General features: G+C 72.2%; 11 protein-coding genes. 4 read left to right on the forward strand and 7 right to left on the reverse strand.

Translation table 11 applies throughout. The annotated features are described in order from the left end of the window. Positions 1 to 210: 210 nt before the first annotated feature. Complete coding sequence (dnaJ, locus tag ACTT8P_RS07300) at positions 211 to 1344, reverse strand: molecular chaperone DnaJ (protein ID WP_442830710.1); 1134 nt, start codon at positions 1342 to 1344, stop codon at positions 211 to 213. After that, on the reverse strand, positions 1345 to 2361 hold the full coding sequence (gene hrcA / locus ACTT8P_RS07305; protein WP_442830711.1) for a heat-inducible transcriptional repressor HrcA: 1017 nt from the start codon (positions 2359 to 2361) through the stop codon (positions 1345 to 1347). Positions 2362 to 2523: 162 nt separating this feature from the next. Here hrcA and ACTT8P_RS07310 point away from each other — a divergent pair, with 162 nt between their 5' ends. Continuing rightward, the gene (locus ACTT8P_RS07310) at positions 2524 to 3249 is read left to right on the forward strand and encodes an MBL fold metallo-hydrolase (protein ID WP_442830712.1); all 726 of its coding nucleotides are present in this window, start codon (positions 2524 to 2526) and stop codon (positions 3247 to 3249) included. A gap of 34 nt (positions 3250 to 3283) precedes the next feature. Then, positions 3284 to 4099, forward strand: coding sequence for a DUF3097 domain-containing protein (locus ACTT8P_RS07315; RefSeq protein WP_442830713.1), 816 nt, complete (start codon positions 3284 to 3286; stop codon positions 4097 to 4099). Here ACTT8P_RS07315 and ACTT8P_RS07320 read toward each other — a convergent pair. From ACTT8P_RS07320 to ACTT8P_RS07335, 4 genes are all read right to left on the reverse strand, one after another. Further along, entirely contained in the window at positions 4077 to 4655 is a 579-nt protein-coding gene (locus tag ACTT8P_RS07320) for a Uma2 family endonuclease (protein ID WP_442830714.1), read from the reverse strand. The two genes, ACTT8P_RS07315 and ACTT8P_RS07320, sit on opposite strands and share 23 nt — an antisense overlap. Before the next feature lie 100 nt (positions 4656 to 4755). Continuing rightward, positions 4756 to 5988, reverse strand: a complete 1233-nt coding sequence (gene hemW, locus ACTT8P_RS07325; protein WP_442830715.1) for a radical SAM family heme chaperone HemW — start codon at positions 5986 to 5988, stop codon at positions 4756 to 4758. Positions 5989 to 6038: 50 nt separating this feature from the next. Next, positions 6039 to 6761: a PH domain-containing protein gene (locus ACTT8P_RS07330; protein ID WP_442830716.1), complete on the reverse strand. Its 723-nt coding sequence runs from the start codon at positions 6759 to 6761 to the stop codon at positions 6039 to 6041. Between the two features lie 64 nt (positions 6762 to 6825). Continuing rightward, the gene (locus ACTT8P_RS07335) at positions 6826 to 9108 is read right to left on the reverse strand and encodes a SpoIIE family protein phosphatase (RefSeq protein WP_442830717.1); all 2283 of its coding nucleotides are present in this window, start codon (positions 9106 to 9108) and stop codon (positions 6826 to 6828) included. 225 nt (positions 9109 to 9333) lie between these two features. On the opposite strand from ACTT8P_RS07335, the gene ACTT8P_RS07340 reads away from it, so the two are divergent. After that, on the forward strand, positions 9334 to 13413 hold the full coding sequence (locus ACTT8P_RS07340; protein ID WP_442830752.1) for a HAMP domain-containing protein: 4080 nt from the start codon (positions 9334 to 9336) through the stop codon (positions 13411 to 13413). Further along, complete coding sequence (locus tag ACTT8P_RS07345; protein WP_442830718.1) at positions 13410 to 13988, forward strand: response regulator; 579 nt, start codon at positions 13410 to 13412, stop codon at positions 13986 to 13988. Before ACTT8P_RS07340 ends, ACTT8P_RS07345 begins: the two co-directional genes overlap by 4 nt. Positions 13989 to 14313: 325 nt before the next feature. Here ACTT8P_RS07345 and ACTT8P_RS07350 read toward each other — a convergent pair whose 3' ends face one another. Further along, positions 14314 to 16191 (reverse strand): AMP-dependent synthetase/ligase, encoded by a 1878-nt coding sequence (locus tag ACTT8P_RS07350; protein ID WP_442830719.1) that lies wholly within the window; start codon positions 16189 to 16191, stop codon positions 14314 to 14316.

Here is a 16191-nt window from a genome sequence, read left to right on the forward strand (position 1 = left end):
GCCCGGGGGACGACCCCCGGACCCCCGGCAGACCTCCGGCCGACCGCACCGAGGCCCTCGGCCGCCCTCGGCTCACCGCCCGTTGAAGGCATCCTTCAACCGCGAGAACAGCCCCTGCTGCCCCGGCTGACGGCGTCTGCCCGGGGGACGACCCCCGGACCCCCGGCAGACCTCCGGCCGACCGCACCGAGGCCCTCGGCCGCCCTCGGCTCACCGCCCGTTGAAGGCATCCTTCAACCGCGAGAACAGCCCCTGCTGCCCCGGCTGGAACTGCCCCTGGGGCCGTTCCTCGCCGCGGGACTTGGCGAATTCGCGCAGCAGACGTTCCTGGTCGGGGTCGAGCTTGGTCGGGGTCTGGACCTCGACGTGCACGATGAGGTCGCCCCGGCCGCCGCCGCGCAGGTGGGTCACGCCGCGGGCGTGCAGCGGGATCGACTGGCCGGACTGGGTGCCCGGCCGGATGTCGACCTCCTCCAGGCCGTCCAGCGTCTCCAGCGGCACCTTGGTGCCGAGGGCCGCCGCCGTCATCGGGAGGGTGACCGTGCAGTGCAGGTCGTCGCCGCGGCGCTGGAACTGGGAGTGCGGCAGCTCGTGGATCTCGACGTACAGGTCACCGGCCGGGCCGCCGCCGGGGCCGACCTCGCCCTCGCCCGCGAGCTGGATGCGGGTGCCGTTGTCCACACCGGCCGGGATCTTCACCGTCAGCGTGCGCCGGGAGCGGATGCGGCCGTCGCCGGCGCACTCCGGGCACGGCGTGGGCACCACCGTGCCGAAGCCCTGGCACTGGGGGCAGGGCCGCGAGGTCATGACCTGGCCCAGGAAGGACCGGGTGACCTGGGAGACCTCACCGCGGCCGCGGCACATGTCGCAGGTCTGGGCACTGGTGCCCGGCGCCGCGCCCTCGCCGTTGCAGGTGTTGCAGACCACGGCCGTGTCGACCTGGATGTCCTTGGTCGTGCCGAAGGCCGCCTCGTCCAGCTCGACCTCGATCCGGATCATCGCGTCCTGGCCGCGGCGGGTGCGCGAGCGCGGCCCGCGCTGCGACGCCGTGCCGAAGAACGCGTCCATGATGTCCGAGAAGTTCCCGAAGCCACCCTGTCCGAAGCCGCCGGCGCCACCGCCCGACTGGGACAGCGGGTCGCCACCGAGGTCGTAGACCTGCTTCTTCTGCGGGTCCGAGAGCACCTCGTAGGCGGCGTTGATCTCCTTGAACCGCTCCTGCGTCTTCGGATCGGGGTTGACGTCCGGGTGCAGCTCGCGGGCGAGCCTCCTGAACGCCTTCTTGATCTCGTCCTGGGACGCGTCGCGGCGCACGCCGAGTACGGCGTAGTAGTCCGTGGCCACTTATGACTCCGCCAGGATCTGTCCGACGTACCGTGCCACTGCGCGTACCGCTCCCATCGTTCCCGGGTAGTCCATGCGGGTCGGTCCGACCACGCCGAGCTTGGCAACCGCCTCGCCGCCCGAACCGTAGCCCACCGACACGACGGACGTGGAGTTGAGTCCCTCATGGGCGTTCTCATGACCGATTCGCACGGTCACGCCCGGATCCTTCGCCTCGCCGAGCAGCTTGAGAAGCACCACCTGCTCCTCAAGCGCCTCCAGCACCGGCCGGATCACCAGGGGGAAGTCATGGCCGAAGCGGGTGAGATTGGCGGTGCCGCCGATCATCAGCCGCTCCTCGTTCTCCTCGACCAGCGTCTCCAGCAGGGTGGAGAGCACCGTGGCGACCGTACCGCGGTCCTCCGCGCCGAAGGCGTCGGGGAGGTCCTCGACGAGCGTCGGCACGTCCGTGAACCGGCGTCCCGCGACCCGGCTGTTGAGCCGGGCCCGCAGATCCGCCACCGAGGTCTCGCCGAACGGCGCCGGACAGTCCACCATGCGCTGCTCGACCCGCCCGGTGTCCGTGATCAGCACGAGCATCAGGCGCGCGGGCGCGAGCGGCAGCAGCTCCACGTGCCGCACGGTGGAGCGGGTCAGCGACGGGTACTGCACGACCGCCACCTGCCGGGTGAGCTGCGCGAGCAGCCGTACCGTCCGGGCCACCACGTCGTCGAGGTCGACCGCGCCCTCCAGGAAGTTCTGGATGGCGCGCCGCTCGGGCGCGGTCATGGGCTTGACCCCGGCGAGCTTGTCGACGAAGAGCCGGTAGCCCTTGTCGGTGGGGATGCGCCCGGCGCTGGTGTGCGGCTGGGCGATGAACCCCTCCTCCTCCAGCGCCGCCATGTCGTTGCGCACGGTGGCCGGGGAGACGCCGAGGCTGTGCCGCTCGGTGAGGGCCTTGGAGCCGACCGGCTCCTCGGTGCCGACGTAGTCCTGGACGATGGCGCGCAGCACCTGCAGCCTGCGTTCGCTGAGCATCGCGCGCACCTCCCGATCACGTCCGCCCGCTGTCTGCCCTGGCACTCAGAGCGTGCGAGTGCCAGACTTCCCCGGCCCAGTGTACGGCCGTGGGGTACACCCCCGGCAAGGCCGGGCCCGCGCTGCCGTCCGCGGCGGGCCGGCACCGCTAGCGTCGCCGCCATGACGGTGACTTGGGAAGAGCTGGGATGGGAGCGGCTGGCGGCCGGGGTGGGGCGGCGCCGGCTGCCGGTGTGGGACTGCACGGCCGGGCTGGTGGTCGGCGGGGACGCGGCGCTGGTGATCGACGCCGGGTCGAGCCTGGGCGAGGGCGCGCGGCTGCGCACCGAGGCGGAGCGGCTGGCCGGCCACCGTGTGACGCATCTCGCGCTGACCCACGCGCACTTCGACCACGTCTTCGGCGCGGCGGCGTTCGCGGGGGCCGAGGTGTACGGCGCGGTGGGCGTCGACGCGGTGCTCGGCGAGGGGCGGGCGGCGCTGCGGGCGGACGCGACGGCCAACGGCCTTGACCGGCGCCGGGCGGCGGAGGCGGTGGACGCGCTGGCGACCGTCCGGCACCAGGTGAGCGGCGAGTGGACGCTCGACCTGGGCGGTGGCCGGCAGGTGCTGCTGGCGAACGTGGGCCCCGGGCACACCGCCCATGACCTGGTGGTGCTGGTGCCGGGCAGTCCGGAGGTGGTCTTCTGCGGGGACCTGGTGGAGGAGTCCGGCCAGCCGCAGGCCGGGCCGGACGCGCTCCCCGGGCACTGGCCGGACGCCCTGGACCGGCTGCTCGCGCTGGGCGGCGAGGACGCCCGGTACGTGCCCGGTCACGGGGCGGTGGTGGACGCGGAGTTCGTGCGGGCCCAGCGGGACGCGCTGGCGGCGCGGTTCGGCGTGTCGCGCTGATCGCGTCGGTGGCGTTCCTCGTATCGTCGGCGGAATGCGCCAGTACTCCGCCGATCTCACTCCCCCGTGGAAGAAGCCGCAGCCCGTTCCCGAGGTCCCCGCCGATCCCGGACTCGTCGTCGAGGAACCCGGCACCGGGTTCTGCGGCGCGGTGACCGGCTGCGAGGCGGGCACGGTGACGCTGGAGGACCGCTTCGGCAAGCGCCGGGTGTTCCCGCTGGAGCCGCGCGGGTTCCTGCTGGAGGGCCGGGTGGTGACGCTGGTCAGGCCGTCGTCGCCGGGTCCGGTACGGCCGTCCCGTACGGCGTCCGGTTCGGTCGCCGTGCCCGGCGCGCGAGCACGGGTGGCGCGGGCCGGGCGGATCTACGTCGAGGGCCGGCACGACGCCGAGCTGGTCGAGAAGGTGTGGGGCGACGACCTGCGCGTGGAGGGTGTGGTCGTGGAGTACCTGGGGGGCGTGGACGACCTGCCGTCGATCGTCGACGACTTCGCGCCGGGCCCGGACGCCCGGCTGGGGGTGCTGGTGGACCACCTGGTGCCGAGGTCGAAGGAGTGGCGCATCGCCGAGTCGGTGACCAGCGAACACGCGCTGGTGGTCGGCCACCCCTACATCGACATCTGGGAGGCCGTGAAGCCGGCCGCGCTGGGCATCCCCGGCTGGCCCCGGGTGGAACGCGGTCAGGACTGGAAGACCGGGGTGTGCCGGGCGCTGGGCTGGCCGGACGAGAACACCGGGGCGGTGTGGCAGGCGATCCTGGCCCGGGTGGGGTCGTACCGGGACCTGGAGCCGGAGCTGCTGGGGCGGGTGGAGGAGCTGATCGACTTCGTCACGGGCGGTGATGTGGCTTGACGCCCTTGTAGGTGCCGAACAGGGTGGTGTCCAGTTCAACGCCCAACTGTTCCAGCGGCAGCGGCGTCCCGAACCTGGTGATCCGCTGCACCTGATAGTCGGCTCCCTCGCCTCGTCCGACCGGTTCCGAGTACAGCACGCACTGGGCCATGATGGGGTCGATGATCAGGTACGCGGGCACTTCACCGGCAGCGTAGATCAGACGCTTGACGCCATAGTCCCGGTCCACGCTGGTCTTCGAGACCACTTCCACGGCCAACGTGATCACTTGGGACGGTAGAAGACGACCCGATGCCGGGCCGACGCCAACCTCCATGACCACCAGATCGGGCACGGGCTCGCTGGCCTCGTCAACGACATCGACGTCCTGAGTCTGAAGCCGCTCCCAGCGCCGGTGCGGGATTTGGTCCATCAGGGAAGTGACGATCCGGTTGTGCACCAGATCAGGGCCGGCCATCATCACGATTTCCCCCCGGAGCAACTCGACCTTGAGCCCCTCGGGAGGCTCGAACCCCGCGAAGAACTCCGCGACTCCACGTTCGTCCACAGCTGTCATCTCCGTGGCCCTCCACATCCGCCGCGCCCTTTTGGCGGCAGCCTACGAACCAGGTTAGGGGCCGAACTGGCATTCCGACGTGATTCACCCACCCGAGTGATCAGTCCACCAAGTCCCTGACCACCCCGTCCGCCAGCAGCCGCCCGCGCAGGGTGAGCACCGCGCGGCCCGCGTCGTACGGCCCCGCCTGGAGCAGTCCCTCCGACAGCGCCCGGCGGGCGGCCGCGAGGCCCTCCGGTCGCAGGAGGGAAAGCGGGACGCCCTCGCGCAGCCGCAGTTCCAGCAGGACCCGCTCGACGCGGCGGTCCTCGTCGGTGAGGAGTTCCCGCCCGGCGCCCGGGGAACGGCCCGCCGCCAGCGCTCCCGCGTACGCGCCGGGGTGCTTGACGTTCCACCAGCGCACGCCGCCCACGTGGGAGTGGGCGCCGGGGCCCGCGCCCCACCAGTCGGCGCCCCGCCAGTACAGCTCGTTGTGCAGGCAGCGGGCGGCGTCGGAGGTGGCCCAGTTGGACACCTCGTACCAGTCGAAGCCGGCCGCGGCGAGGGTCTCCTCGGCGATCAGGTACCGGTCGGCGTGCACGTCGTCGTCGGTCGTCGGGACCTCGCCGCGGCGGATCCGGCGGGCCAGCTGGGTGCCCTCCTCGACGATCAGCGCGTACGCGGAGACGTGGTCGGGGCCGGCGCCGAGCGCGGCGTCCAGGGAGGCCCGCCAGTCGTCGTCGGACTCGCCGGGGGTGCCGTAGATCAGGTCGAGGTTGACGTGCTCGAAGCCGGCCGCGCGGGCCTCGGCGACACAGGCCTCGGGGCGGCCCGGGGTGTGGGTGCGGTCTAGGATCTTCAGTACGTGCTGTCTGGCGCTCTGCATGCCGAAGGAGATCCGGTTGAAGCCGCCCTCGCGGAGGGTGGCCAGGTACGCCGGGTCGACGGACTCCGGGTTGGCCTCGGTGGTGATCTCCGCGTCCGGCGCGAGACCGAACTCGTCGCGGATCGCGTCCAGCATCCGTACCAGGTCGGCGGCGGCCAGCAGGGTGGGGGTGCCGCCGCCGACGAAGACCGTGCGGACCTCGCGGGGGTCGTCGCCGAGCACCTTGCGGGCGAGGCGGACCTCGTCGGTGAGGGTGTCGGCGTAGTTGTCGCGGGAGGCGAGGACGCCGCCGGTGCCGCGCAGCTCGGTGGCGGTGTAGGTGTTGAAGTCGCAGTAGCCGCAGCGGGTCGCGCAGTACGGCACGTGCAGGTAGAAGCCGAGGGGGCGGTGCGCGGCCCCGGCGAACGCGGACGCGGGCAGCGCACCGTCGGCGGGGACGGGCTCGCCGTCGGGAAGTGCGGAGGGCATGGGCTCCATTGTCCCGCACCGGGCGGGGTGCCCGGCCGGGCCAGGGCGCCCTAGGCGGTACGGCGGGTGTGCCGCAGCTCGCCGAGGCGGTCCAGGAGGAGGTACGCGAGGGCGATGGTGAGCGCGGTGACGCCGTACTCGGTGACCGTGCCGGCCGTCCGGCCGTCCGTGAAGATCGCGTAGAAGTCGTGGAGCAGCAGGGCGGCGTAGCCGGCGATCCCGCAGCACCCCGCCCGCCGCCCGGCCTTCCGCCGCCGTTCCCCGCGCGCGACCCGCGCCGCCGCACCGGGGCGCGGCTCGGCCGGCAGCAGGCCGAGCCGTACGGCGGTGGCGAGCAGGTCGTCCACCTCCGCGACCGGGTCGGGGAGCTGCTCGTGGTCGAACTGCGGCAGCGCGCTGCGGCCGCCGTCGGTGCGGTACAGGTGCGCCGAGCGGGCCGAACTGCCCTTCATCGGGCCCTCCGCCCGGATGGTGTGGATCTCCGACCAGGCCCAGGTGCGGGTGCGCAGCGGGCCGGGCACGGTGATGCCGGTGGCGGTGACGGTGGTGTGGGCGCGCCAGTTGAGGAGCGCCACCGTGGTGAGGAAGAGCGCGAACAGCACGGCGTGGGGGAGCGACCCGGAGCTCGTGGCGGCGTCCTCGCCCGCCATCAGCACGGCCAGCGAGCCGGACCCGAGGGTCACCCAGGTCATCAGGGGCGTGCGCAGCCGGCGGTACTCCCGGTCGATGCCGGCTCTGTCCGTGCTGTCCGTGCTGTCCGTGCTGTCCGGCATGGCGGCTCCCCCGCTCGGCGCGGCCCGGATCGTAGCGTCCGCCGCTGTGAACGGGGTATGGCGATCACTCCGCCTGGAGGACCAGCAGTGCCAGGTCGTCCTCCGGCGGGCCGTCGCCGAACTCGTGCACCAGGCGTCTGACCCGCTCGGCGATCAGCTGGGCGTCCAGGCCCGCGCACCCGGCGAGCGCGGCGGCGAGGCCGTCCTCGTCGTCGAACTGGCGGGAGCCGTTGCGCCGCTCGGTGACGCCGTCCGTGACGCACAGCAGGCTGTCGCCGGCGCACAGGTCGAAGTCCTCGCTGACGTACGTCTCGTCCTCCACGACCCCGAGCAGCATCTGCGGCTCGGCGACCGCGCGGACGGCGCCGTCGGGGGCCAGCAGCAGCGGCAGCGGGTGTCCGGCGGAGGCGAGGGTGCAGTGCACTCCGCCGTGGAACGGGACCAGTTCGCCGTAGAGGAGGGACAGGAAGCGGGTCTGCGGGCCCTCGCCCGGGCCGATCGGCCGGCCCCCGGCCGCCACCAGTGCCCGCGCCGCGGCGTCCGCGGCCTCGATGGCGTCGTCCAGGAGGAGCTGGTTGAGGCGGTCCAGGACACCGGCGACGCCGTACCCCTCGCGGGCCAGCAGCCGCAGCCAGGGCCGGGCCAGGCCGATGACCACGGCGGCCTCCGGCCCCTTGCCCTGGACGTCGCCGACGGCGAAGCACCAGCGGCCGTCGCCGGCCGGGAAGAGGTCGTAGAAGTCGCCGCTGGGGCCGCCCTTGTCCCGGGGTTCGTAGACCAGGGCGCTGCGCATCCCGGGGATCTCGGCGACGGCGCCGGGCAGCAGGCCGCGCTGGAGGACGGCGCTGATGGTGGCCTGCCGGGCGTACTGGCGGGCGGTGCCGATGGCGAGCGCGACGCGGCGGCCGAGATCCTCGACCAGGCCGGTGATCTCGTCGGGGAAGCGCACGGTGCCGGCCCGGCCGATGACCAGGGTGCCCAGCGGCCGACCGCCCGCGACGAGCCGGTAGGCCAGCGCCGCGCCCCAGGTGCCGCGCGGGCCGAGCGCGTCGCCCGGCCAGGGGTGGACGACCGGCCCGGACCGCCACGGGTCGGGCGGGCGCGGCGGGTCCTTCTCCAGGGCCTGCCGCAACTCCTCGATGCGGTTCTCGCTGCCGTGCCAGACCCGGGCCAGCCGGACGCCGACCGAGGTGACGCCGTCGCCCCAGTCGGCGCGGCCCAGCGACTCGTCCTCCAGCCAGACCGCGCACCAGTCGGCGAGCCGGGGCACGACGAGCTGACCGGCCAGGGAAGCGATCTTGTCCTCGTCGAGCTGCCCGGCCAGCAGGTCGGACGCCTCGGCGAGGAAGGACAGCGCGCCACGCCCCAGCCACTGCCGGTCCCGGACGGCCCGCCGGCCGGCACCGGCACCTTCCGTGTCCTGGGCCCGTACGGCCTCCTGTGTCCGTACGGCCTCCTGTGCCCGTTCGGCCTCCTGTACCCGCTTCGTGTCGTCCTGAGCCCGCTCCGTGTCCTGGGCCCGCTCAGTCCCTTCGGCCCGCTCCGTCCCCTCTGCCCGGCCGGTTTCGGGTGTGGCCTCTGCCCGGCCGATCTCGGGCGTGGCCTCCGTCCGGTCGTCCTCCCCCGCGCCGCGCCGCTCCGTCGGGGTGCCGCCGGCGACCCGTCGCACCCACTGTTTCGCCGAGTCCCACGGCCCCCTCGGCTCCCGGTCCACGGCCGCGGCCGTGAGCGCCGGCCCCGCGCCCGCGCTCACGCTCACGCTCACGCTCGCACCGAGGATCTCCGCGACCCGCAGGCCCCGTTCCAGGGCGCGGTCCTCGGCGTACGCCTCGATCCGCTCGGCGACGGCGACCGCGTCGCCGTCCGGGGGCAGCCGGGCCCAGACGGTCTTGACGCCGGTGCGGTACGTGATCCCCCAGGCCTCGGAGAGCGCGGCGACGAGCCGCAGCCCGCGGCCGTACTCGGGTGTCTCGGACGAGGACTCCGCGTCGGTGCTGCGGGGCGCGCGGGCGGGGTGGCGGTCGGAGATCTCGACGACGAGCGTGCCCGTCGGCTCCAGCCGGAAGGCCACCCCGACGTCGGTGCCGGCGTGCACCACGGCGTTGGTGGCCAGTTCGCTGATGACCAGCAGCGCGTCGTCGGCGTGCCGGTCGGTCAGGTACTCGGTGCCGGGCAGGGCCGCCTCGGTCCAGTCGGTGAGCGCCACCCGTACCAGCGCGCGGGCCGCGCCCGGCGCGAGGGACGTGCCGGGCAGGTCGGCGCAGACCTGCGCGGACGTCTCCGACGGGTGCGCGGACCCCCCGGTGGCACGGGAGGCGGTCTCCCGTTGCGTCGGAATGGCCCCCATGTACAGCTCCCCGGGCAGTTCGTACGAATACGCCGCAGTCGATGCCGACAGAGTGACAGACTGACCCCGCTCATAAGCGTCGAGTCACCGAAGTGGGCCGCCATGAGTGAGAACCGTGCTACATATGTGCGCTCCACTGCGCGCCCCGGTGTGCGCCCCGAAGGATTAGAGGAACCGGTGGACGACCGGGTCCGGGTCTCCGAGCTGCGCCCCCTGCTCGCCGCCATGATCGCCACCCGGGACGGCAGTGTCACCGAGGTCGCGGAGCCGGGCCACGGGATCGTCGCGGAGCTGATCGCGGTCCACAACCAGATCATGGCCCGGAACCTGCACTTCAACACCGAGGTACGGCGGGTCGGACGGGAACTGGTGCGGCACGGCCGGCTGGACGAGCGGCTGTCGGCCAGCCCGGGGCAGGGCTGCTGGGCGTCCCGGGTGAGCGACGTCAACCAGTTGCTGGACGCCCTGGTGGCCCCGGCGGCCAACGCCACCCGGGTGCTGGACGCGGTGGCCGGCGGTGATCTGACCCAGCGGGTCGATCTGCACGACGGCACCCGGCAGCTGCGCGGCGACCTGCGGCATCTGGGCCGGGCCGTCAACACGATGGTGGACCAGTTGTCGCTGTTCACCGGCGAGGTGACGCGGGTGGCCCGCGAGGTCGGCACCGAGGGGCGACTCGGCGGCCGGGCCAAGGTGCGGGGGCTGTCGGGCAGTTGGCGGGATGTGACCGAGGCCGTCAACACGATGGCGTCCCGGCTGACCGCGCAGGTGCGGGACATCGCGGCGGTGACCACGGCGGTGGCCCGCGGCGACCTGACCCGCACGGTGACGGTCGAGGCGACCGGCGAGCTGCTGGAGCTGAAGCTGACCGTCAACACCATGGTCGACCAGCTGTCCGCCTTCGCCGACGAAGTGACCCGGGTCGCCCGCGAGGTCGGCACCAAGGGGCAACTGGGCGGTCAGGCGCAGGTCAGAGGGGTCTCCGGGGTCTGGAAGGACCTCACCGACAACGTCAACTTCATGGCGTCCAACCTCACTTCCCAGGTACGGAACATCGCGCAGGTGACGACCGCCGTCGCCAACGGCGACCTGAGCCAGAAGATCACGGTCGACGCGCAGGGCGAGATCCTGGAGCTGAAGTCGACCATCAACACCATGGTCGACCAGCTCTCCGCCTTCGCCGACGAGGTGACCCGGGTCGCCCGCGAGGTCGGCACGGAAGGCAACCTCGGCGGCCGGGCGCAGGTCAGAGGGGTGTCCGGGGTCTGGAAAGACCTCACCGACAACGTCAACTTCATGGCCGACAACCTCACCTCCCAGGTCCGCAACATCGCCGCCGTGTCCACGGCGGTCGCGCAGGGCGACCTCGGCAAGAAGATCACCGTGGAGGCGAAGGGCGAGATCCTGGAGCTGAAGTCGACCATCAACACCATGGTCGACCAGCTCTCCGCCTTCGCCGACGAAGTGACCCGGGTCGCCCGCGAGGTCGGCACGGAAGGCAACCTCGGCGGGCAGGCGCAGGTCAGAGGGGTGTCGGGGGTCTGGAAAGACCTCACCGACAACGTCAACTTCATGGCGCTGAATCTCACCTCGCAGGTGCGCAACATCGCGCAGGTGACGACGGCCGTCGCCAACGGGGACCTGTCGAAGAAGATCACGGTCGACGCCCGCGGTGAGATCCTGGAGCTGAAGGACACCGTCAACACGATGGTGGAGCAGCTGCGGGCGTTCGCCGACGAGGTGACCCGGGTGGCCCGCGAGGTGGGCACCGACGGGCGGCTCGGCGGGCGGGCCCAGGTGCGGGGCGCGTCGGGGGTGTGGCGGGACCTCACCGACAACGTCAACTTCATGGCCGACAACCTCACCTCCCAGGTCCGCAACATCGCCCAGGTGGCGACCGCCGTGGCGCAGGGCGACCTGTCCCGGAAGATCGACGTGGACGCGCGCGGCGAGATCCTGGAGCTGAAGACGACCATCAACACGATGGTGGACACGCTGTCGTCGTTCTCCTCCGAGGTGACCCGGGTGGCCCGGGAGGTCGGCAGCGAGGGGCAGCTCGGCGGACAGGCCCGGGTGGAGGGCGTGTACGGCACCTGGAAGCGGCTGACGACCAACGTGAACGAACTGGCGTCCAACCTGACCACCCAGGTCCGCGCGATCGCCGAGGTCGCCTCGGCGGTGGCGCAGGGCGACATGTCCCGGTCGATCACGGTGGAGACCCGGGGCGAGGTCGCGGAGCTGAAGGACAACATCAACCTGATGGTGGCCAACCTGCGCGAGACCACCCGCGCCAAGGACTGGCTGGAGTCGAACCTGGCCCGGCTCGCCTCGCTGATGCAGGGCCACCGGGACCTGATGGAGGTCGCGGACCTGATCCTGCGCGAGCTGACACCGCTGGTGAACGCCCAGTACGGGGCGTTCTACCTGGCCGACCCGGAGGAGGTCAGCGCGGCGCTGCGGACGACCGTACCGGCCAAGGGGCTGGCGTTCGTCGCCGGGTACGGGGCGGCGCAGGGGGCGACCGTGGAGACCGGGGCGCTGCCGGTGCACGGGCTGGTGGCGCAGGCGGCCCGGGAGAAGAAGCGGATCCTGGTGGAGGGCGCGCCGCCCGACTACATCAAGATCAACAGCGGGCTCGGGGAGGCCGCGCCGACCACCATCGTGATCATTCCGATCCTGTTCGAGGACGAACTGCTCGGTGTGGTCGAACTGGCCTCCTTCTCCCGCTTCTCCGACGTCCATCTGGCCTTCTTCGACCAGTTCGTCAACACGATCGGTGTGGCGATCAACACGATCATCGCCAACTCCCGCACCGAGTCCCTGCTCGGCGAGTCCCAGCGGCTGGCCATGCAGCTCCAGGAGCGCTCCGACGAACTCCAGAAGCAGCAGGCGGAGCTGCGCCGCTCCAACGCCGAACTGGGCGAGAAGGCCGCCCTGCTGGCCACCAGCTCCCAGTACAAGTCGGAGTTCCTGGCCAACATGTCGCACGAGCTGCGCACCCCGCTGAACTCGCTGCTGATCCTGGCCCGGCTGCTCTCCGACAACCCGGACGGCCATCTGTCCGAGCAGGAGGTGCAGTTCGCGACGACGATCCACCGCTCCGGCTCCGACCTGCTCCAGCTGATCAACGACATCCTGGACCTGTCGAAGATCGAGGCCGGCCGGATGGACGTACGGCCCAAGCGGCTGCCGCTGATCAAGCTGCTCGACTACGTGCACGCCACGTTCCGCCCGCTCACCCTGGACCGGCGGCTCGCCTTCGAGGTGGCGGTCGGCGAGGACGTACCGCGCGAGATGCACTCGGACGAGCAGCGGCTGCAGCAGATCCTGCGCAACCTGCTCTCCAACGCGATCAAGTTCACCGCGGCCGGCAAGGTCGAGCTGCGGGTGGCCCGGACGGCCGACGTCGACACGCACCGGATCGCGGACGCCGGCGAGGTGATCGCCTTCACCGTCTCGGACACCGGCATAGGCATCGCGCCGGAGAAACTCCCGGTGATCTTCGAGGCGTTCCAGCAGGCCGACGGCACCACCAACCGCAAGTACGGCGGCACCGGCCTCGGGCTGTCCATCAGCCGGGAGATAGCGCGGCTGCTCGGCGGCCGGATCGTCGCCGAGAGCGAACCGGGCCGGGGCTCGACCTTCACCCTGTACGTCCCGGTCGTCACCCCCGGACACCCGGCCACCGACGCCGCCGCCGGCACCACCGCGGCCCCCGCCGACCGCACCGACCGCGCCGCGGCACTGTCGCGGCGGCACCTCCCCGAGGGTGCCGCCACGGCCGTCGAGCCGCTCCCGGCCGGACCGGAGGCGGACGACAGCTGGCCGGCGCCGGCCAAACTGGAGACCTGGACCTCGGGCCGGGCGGGCCGGGTGCTGGCCGGGCGGCGGGTACTGATCGTGGACGACGACATCCGCAACGTCTTCGCCCTCACCCACGTCCTGGGCCGGGTCGGCATGCCCGTGCTGTACGCGGAGAACGGCCGGGAGGGCATGGAGGCCCTGGACCGGCATCCCGATGTCGCCCTGGTCCTGATGGACATCATGATGCCCGAGATGGACGGGTACGAGACGATAGCCGCCATCCGCCGCACCCCGCGCTGGGCCGCGCTGCCGATCGTGGCGCTCACCGCGAAGGCGATGCCCGGCGACCGGGAGAAGTCCATCGGCCGCGGCGCCAACGACTACGTCCCCAAGCCGGTCGACGTCGACCAGTTGCTCACCGTCGTCTGCGCCCTGCTGGACCCCGAGGGCGCGGACGGCGCCGCACACCGGACAGAACCTAGTGAGGTCCAGTCACCATGAGCGCCGAGGCAACGACCGACGAACGCGCCGGAATCCTCCTGGTCGACGACATGGAGGACAACCTGATCGCCCTGGAGGCCGTCCTGGGGTCCCTCAACGAACCCCTGGTGCGGGCCCGGTCCGGCGAGGAGGCGATGAAGGCGCTGCTGCGCCGCCGGTTCGCGCTGATCCTGCTCGACGTCCGGATGCCGGGCATGGACGGCTTCGAGACGGCCGCCAACATCAAACGGCTCGACCAGACGAAAGACGTCCCGATCATCTTCCTGACCGGCACCGAGGACGACTCCGGCTACGCGTTCCGCGGCTACGCCACCGGGGCCGCCGACTATCTCGCCAAGCCCTTCGACCCCTGGGTGCTGCGCGCCAAGGTCAGCGTCTTCCTCGACCTGCACCGCAAGAACCGGCAGCTGGAACGGATGCTCGCGCGCGAACGCACCGGCTACGAGGCGCTCGAGGCCCGGCTGGCCGAACTGGAGGCCCACCTGGACGGGGACACCCCGCCGGACGTACCGGAACTGCGCCGGCACCTGCGGGCACTGCGGCACCTGATAGGACGGGGCGGACACCGGCCGTGAGACCGCCGGTGCGGGGACGGCCGAGTCCCCGCACCGGGCTTGTCTCAGGCCGCACGTCCATCAGGCCGCGCGTCCCATCAAGCCGCGCGTCCCGTCTCAGGCCGCGCGTCCCGTCTCAGGCCTCGCGGGTCCCGCCTCATGGCGCACGGGTCCCGCCTCATGGCGCACGGGTCCCGCCTCATGCCGCACGGGTCCCGCCTCATGCCGCACGGGTCCCGTCTCAGGCCTCGCGGGTCCCGCCTCATGCCGCACGGGTCCCGTCCCAGGCCTCACGCGTCCCGCCTCAGGCCTCGCGGGTCCCGTCCCAGGCCTCGCGCGTCCCGTCTCAGGCCTCGCGAGTCCCCGCGTACATCTCCTCGATCAGGTTCTTGTACTCCCGCTCCACCACCGGCCGCTTCAGCTTCAGGCTCGGGGTGATCTCCCCGTGCTCGATGTCGAGGTCGCGCGGCAGCAGCCGGAACTTCTTGATGGTCTGCCAGCGCTGGAGACCCTGGTTGAGCTGATCCACGTAGCCCTCGACCATGGCGACCGTCGCCGGGGCCGCGACGACCTCCGCGTACGCCTTGCCCGCCAGCCCGTTCTCCTTCGCCCACTCCATGAGCGCGGGCTCGTCGAGGGCGATCAGGGCGGTGCAGAAGTTCCGGTCGGCGCCGTGCACGAGGATGTTGGAGACGTACGGGCACACCGCCTTGAACTGGCCCTCGACCTCGGCGGGCGCGATGTACTTGCCGCCGGAGGTCTTGATCAGGTCCTTCTTGCGGTCGGTGATCCGCAGATAGCCGTCGGGCGAGAGCTCACCGATGTCGCCGGTGTGGAACCAGCCGTCCGGCTCAAGGACCTCGGCGGTCTTCTCGGGCAGCTTGTGGTAGCCCTGCATGATGCCGGGGCCGCGCAGCAGGATCTCCCCGTCGTCCGCGATCCGCACCTCGGTGCCGGGCAGCGGCTTGCCGACCGTGCCGGTGCGGTACGCCTCGCCGGGGTTGACGAAGGAGGCGGCGGAGGACTCGGTGAGGCCGTAGCCCTCCAGAATGTGCACGCCGGCGCCGGAGAAGAAGTAGCCGATGTCGGGCGCGAGGGCGGCGCTGCCGGAGACGCAGGCACGCAGGTTGCCGCCGAACGCCTCGCGGATCTTGGCGTAGACGAGACCGTCGGCCACCTTGTGCTTGGCGCTGAGGCCGAAGGGGGCGCTCGCGGTGCCGGTGCGGCGGAAGTTGTCCTGGGTGACCTTGGCGTACTCGCGGGCGACCTCGGCGGCCCACTGGAAGATCTTGTACTTGGCGGCGCCGCCGGCCTTCGCCTTGGCCGCGACCCCGTTGTAGACCTTCTCGAAGATGCGCGGCACGGCCGCCATGTACGTCGGCCGCACCACCGGCAGATTCTCGATGATCTTGTCGACCCGGCCGTCGACGGCGGTCACGTGCCCGGCCTCGATCTGCCCGGAGGTGAGCACCTTGCCGAAGACGTGGGCGAGCGGCAGCCACAGGTACTGCACGTCCTCGCCGCTGATCAGCCCGGTCGCGGTGGTCGCCTTGGCCATGTACGACCAGCAGTCGTGCGGCAGCCGCACACCCTTGGGGCGGCCGGTGGTGCCGGAGGTGTAGATCAGGGTGGCGAGCTGGTCCTTGGTGAGCGCGCCGACCCGCTTCGTGATCAGGTCCGGGTCCTTCTCCAGCCGGGCCGCGCCCCGGCGCTCCAGCTCGTCCAGGGTGAGGATCCAGTCCTCGGCGGTGTCCGCGCCGGCCGGGTCGATCACCACGGCGTGGGTCAGGTCGGGCAGCTCGCCGTGCTTCTCCCGCGCCTTGGCGAGCTGGGCGGCGTCCTCCGCGATCAGCACCCGGCTCTCGGAGTCGGCCAGGATGTACGCCGATTCGTCGGCGTTGGTCTGCGGATAGACGGTGGTGGTCGCCGCCCCGGCGCACATGATGCCGAGGTCGACGAGGATCCACTCCAGCCGGGTGGCCGACGCCAGCGCCACCCGCTGCTCCGGCTCCACCCCCAGCTCGATCAGACCGGCCGCGATGGCGTGCACCCGCTCGGCGGCCTGGGCCCAGGTCAGCGACTTCCAGTCGTCCGGTCCCACGCCCGAGGCGGGCGGTACGGGGTAGCGGTAGGCCTCGGCGTCCGGCGTGGCCGCCACGCGCTCCAGGAAGAGCCCCGCCACGGACGGCGGACGGTTCTCGATCAGTGTCTGTGTGTCGCTCAC

It is taken from the genome of Streptomyces sp. JW3, assembly GCF_052216785.1.
GTDB lineage: Bacteria > Actinomycetota > Actinomycetes > Streptomycetales > Streptomycetaceae > Streptomyces.

What these genes read in the sequence shown, in the direction of transcription:
- hrcA (WP_442830711.1), bottom strand. Translation starts at nt 2,361, where the DNA reads ATGCTCAGCGAACGCAGGCTGCAGGTGCTGCGCGCCATCGTCCAGGAC.
- ACTT8P_RS07310 (WP_442830712.1), top strand. Translation starts at nt 2,524, where the DNA reads ATGACGGTGACTTGGGAAGAGCTGGGATGGGAGCGGCTGGCGGCCGGG.
- ACTT8P_RS07315 (WP_442830713.1), top strand. Translation starts at nt 3,284, where the DNA reads ATGCGCCAGTACTCCGCCGATCTCACTCCCCCGTGGAAGAAGCCGCAG.
- ACTT8P_RS07320 (WP_442830714.1), bottom strand. Translation starts at nt 4,655, where the DNA reads ATGACAGCTGTGGACGAACGTGGAGTCGCGGAGTTCTTCGCGGGGTTC.
- hemW (WP_442830715.1), bottom strand. Translation starts at nt 5,988, where the DNA reads ATGCCCTCCGCACTTCCCGACGGCGAGCCCGTCCCCGCCGACGGTGCG.
- ACTT8P_RS07330 (WP_442830716.1), bottom strand. Translation starts at nt 6,761, where the DNA reads ATGCCGGACAGCACGGACAGCACGGACAGCACGGACAGAGCCGGCATC.
- ACTT8P_RS07335 (WP_442830717.1), bottom strand. Translation starts at nt 9,108, where the DNA reads ATGGGGGCCATTCCGACGCAACGGGAGACCGCCTCCCGTGCCACCGGG.
- ACTT8P_RS07340 (WP_442830752.1), top strand. Translation starts at nt 9,334, where the DNA reads ATGATCGCCACCCGGGACGGCAGTGTCACCGAGGTCGCGGAGCCGGGC.
- ACTT8P_RS07345 (WP_442830718.1), top strand. Translation starts at nt 13,410, where the DNA reads ATGAGCGCCGAGGCAACGACCGACGAACGCGCCGGAATCCTCCTGGTC.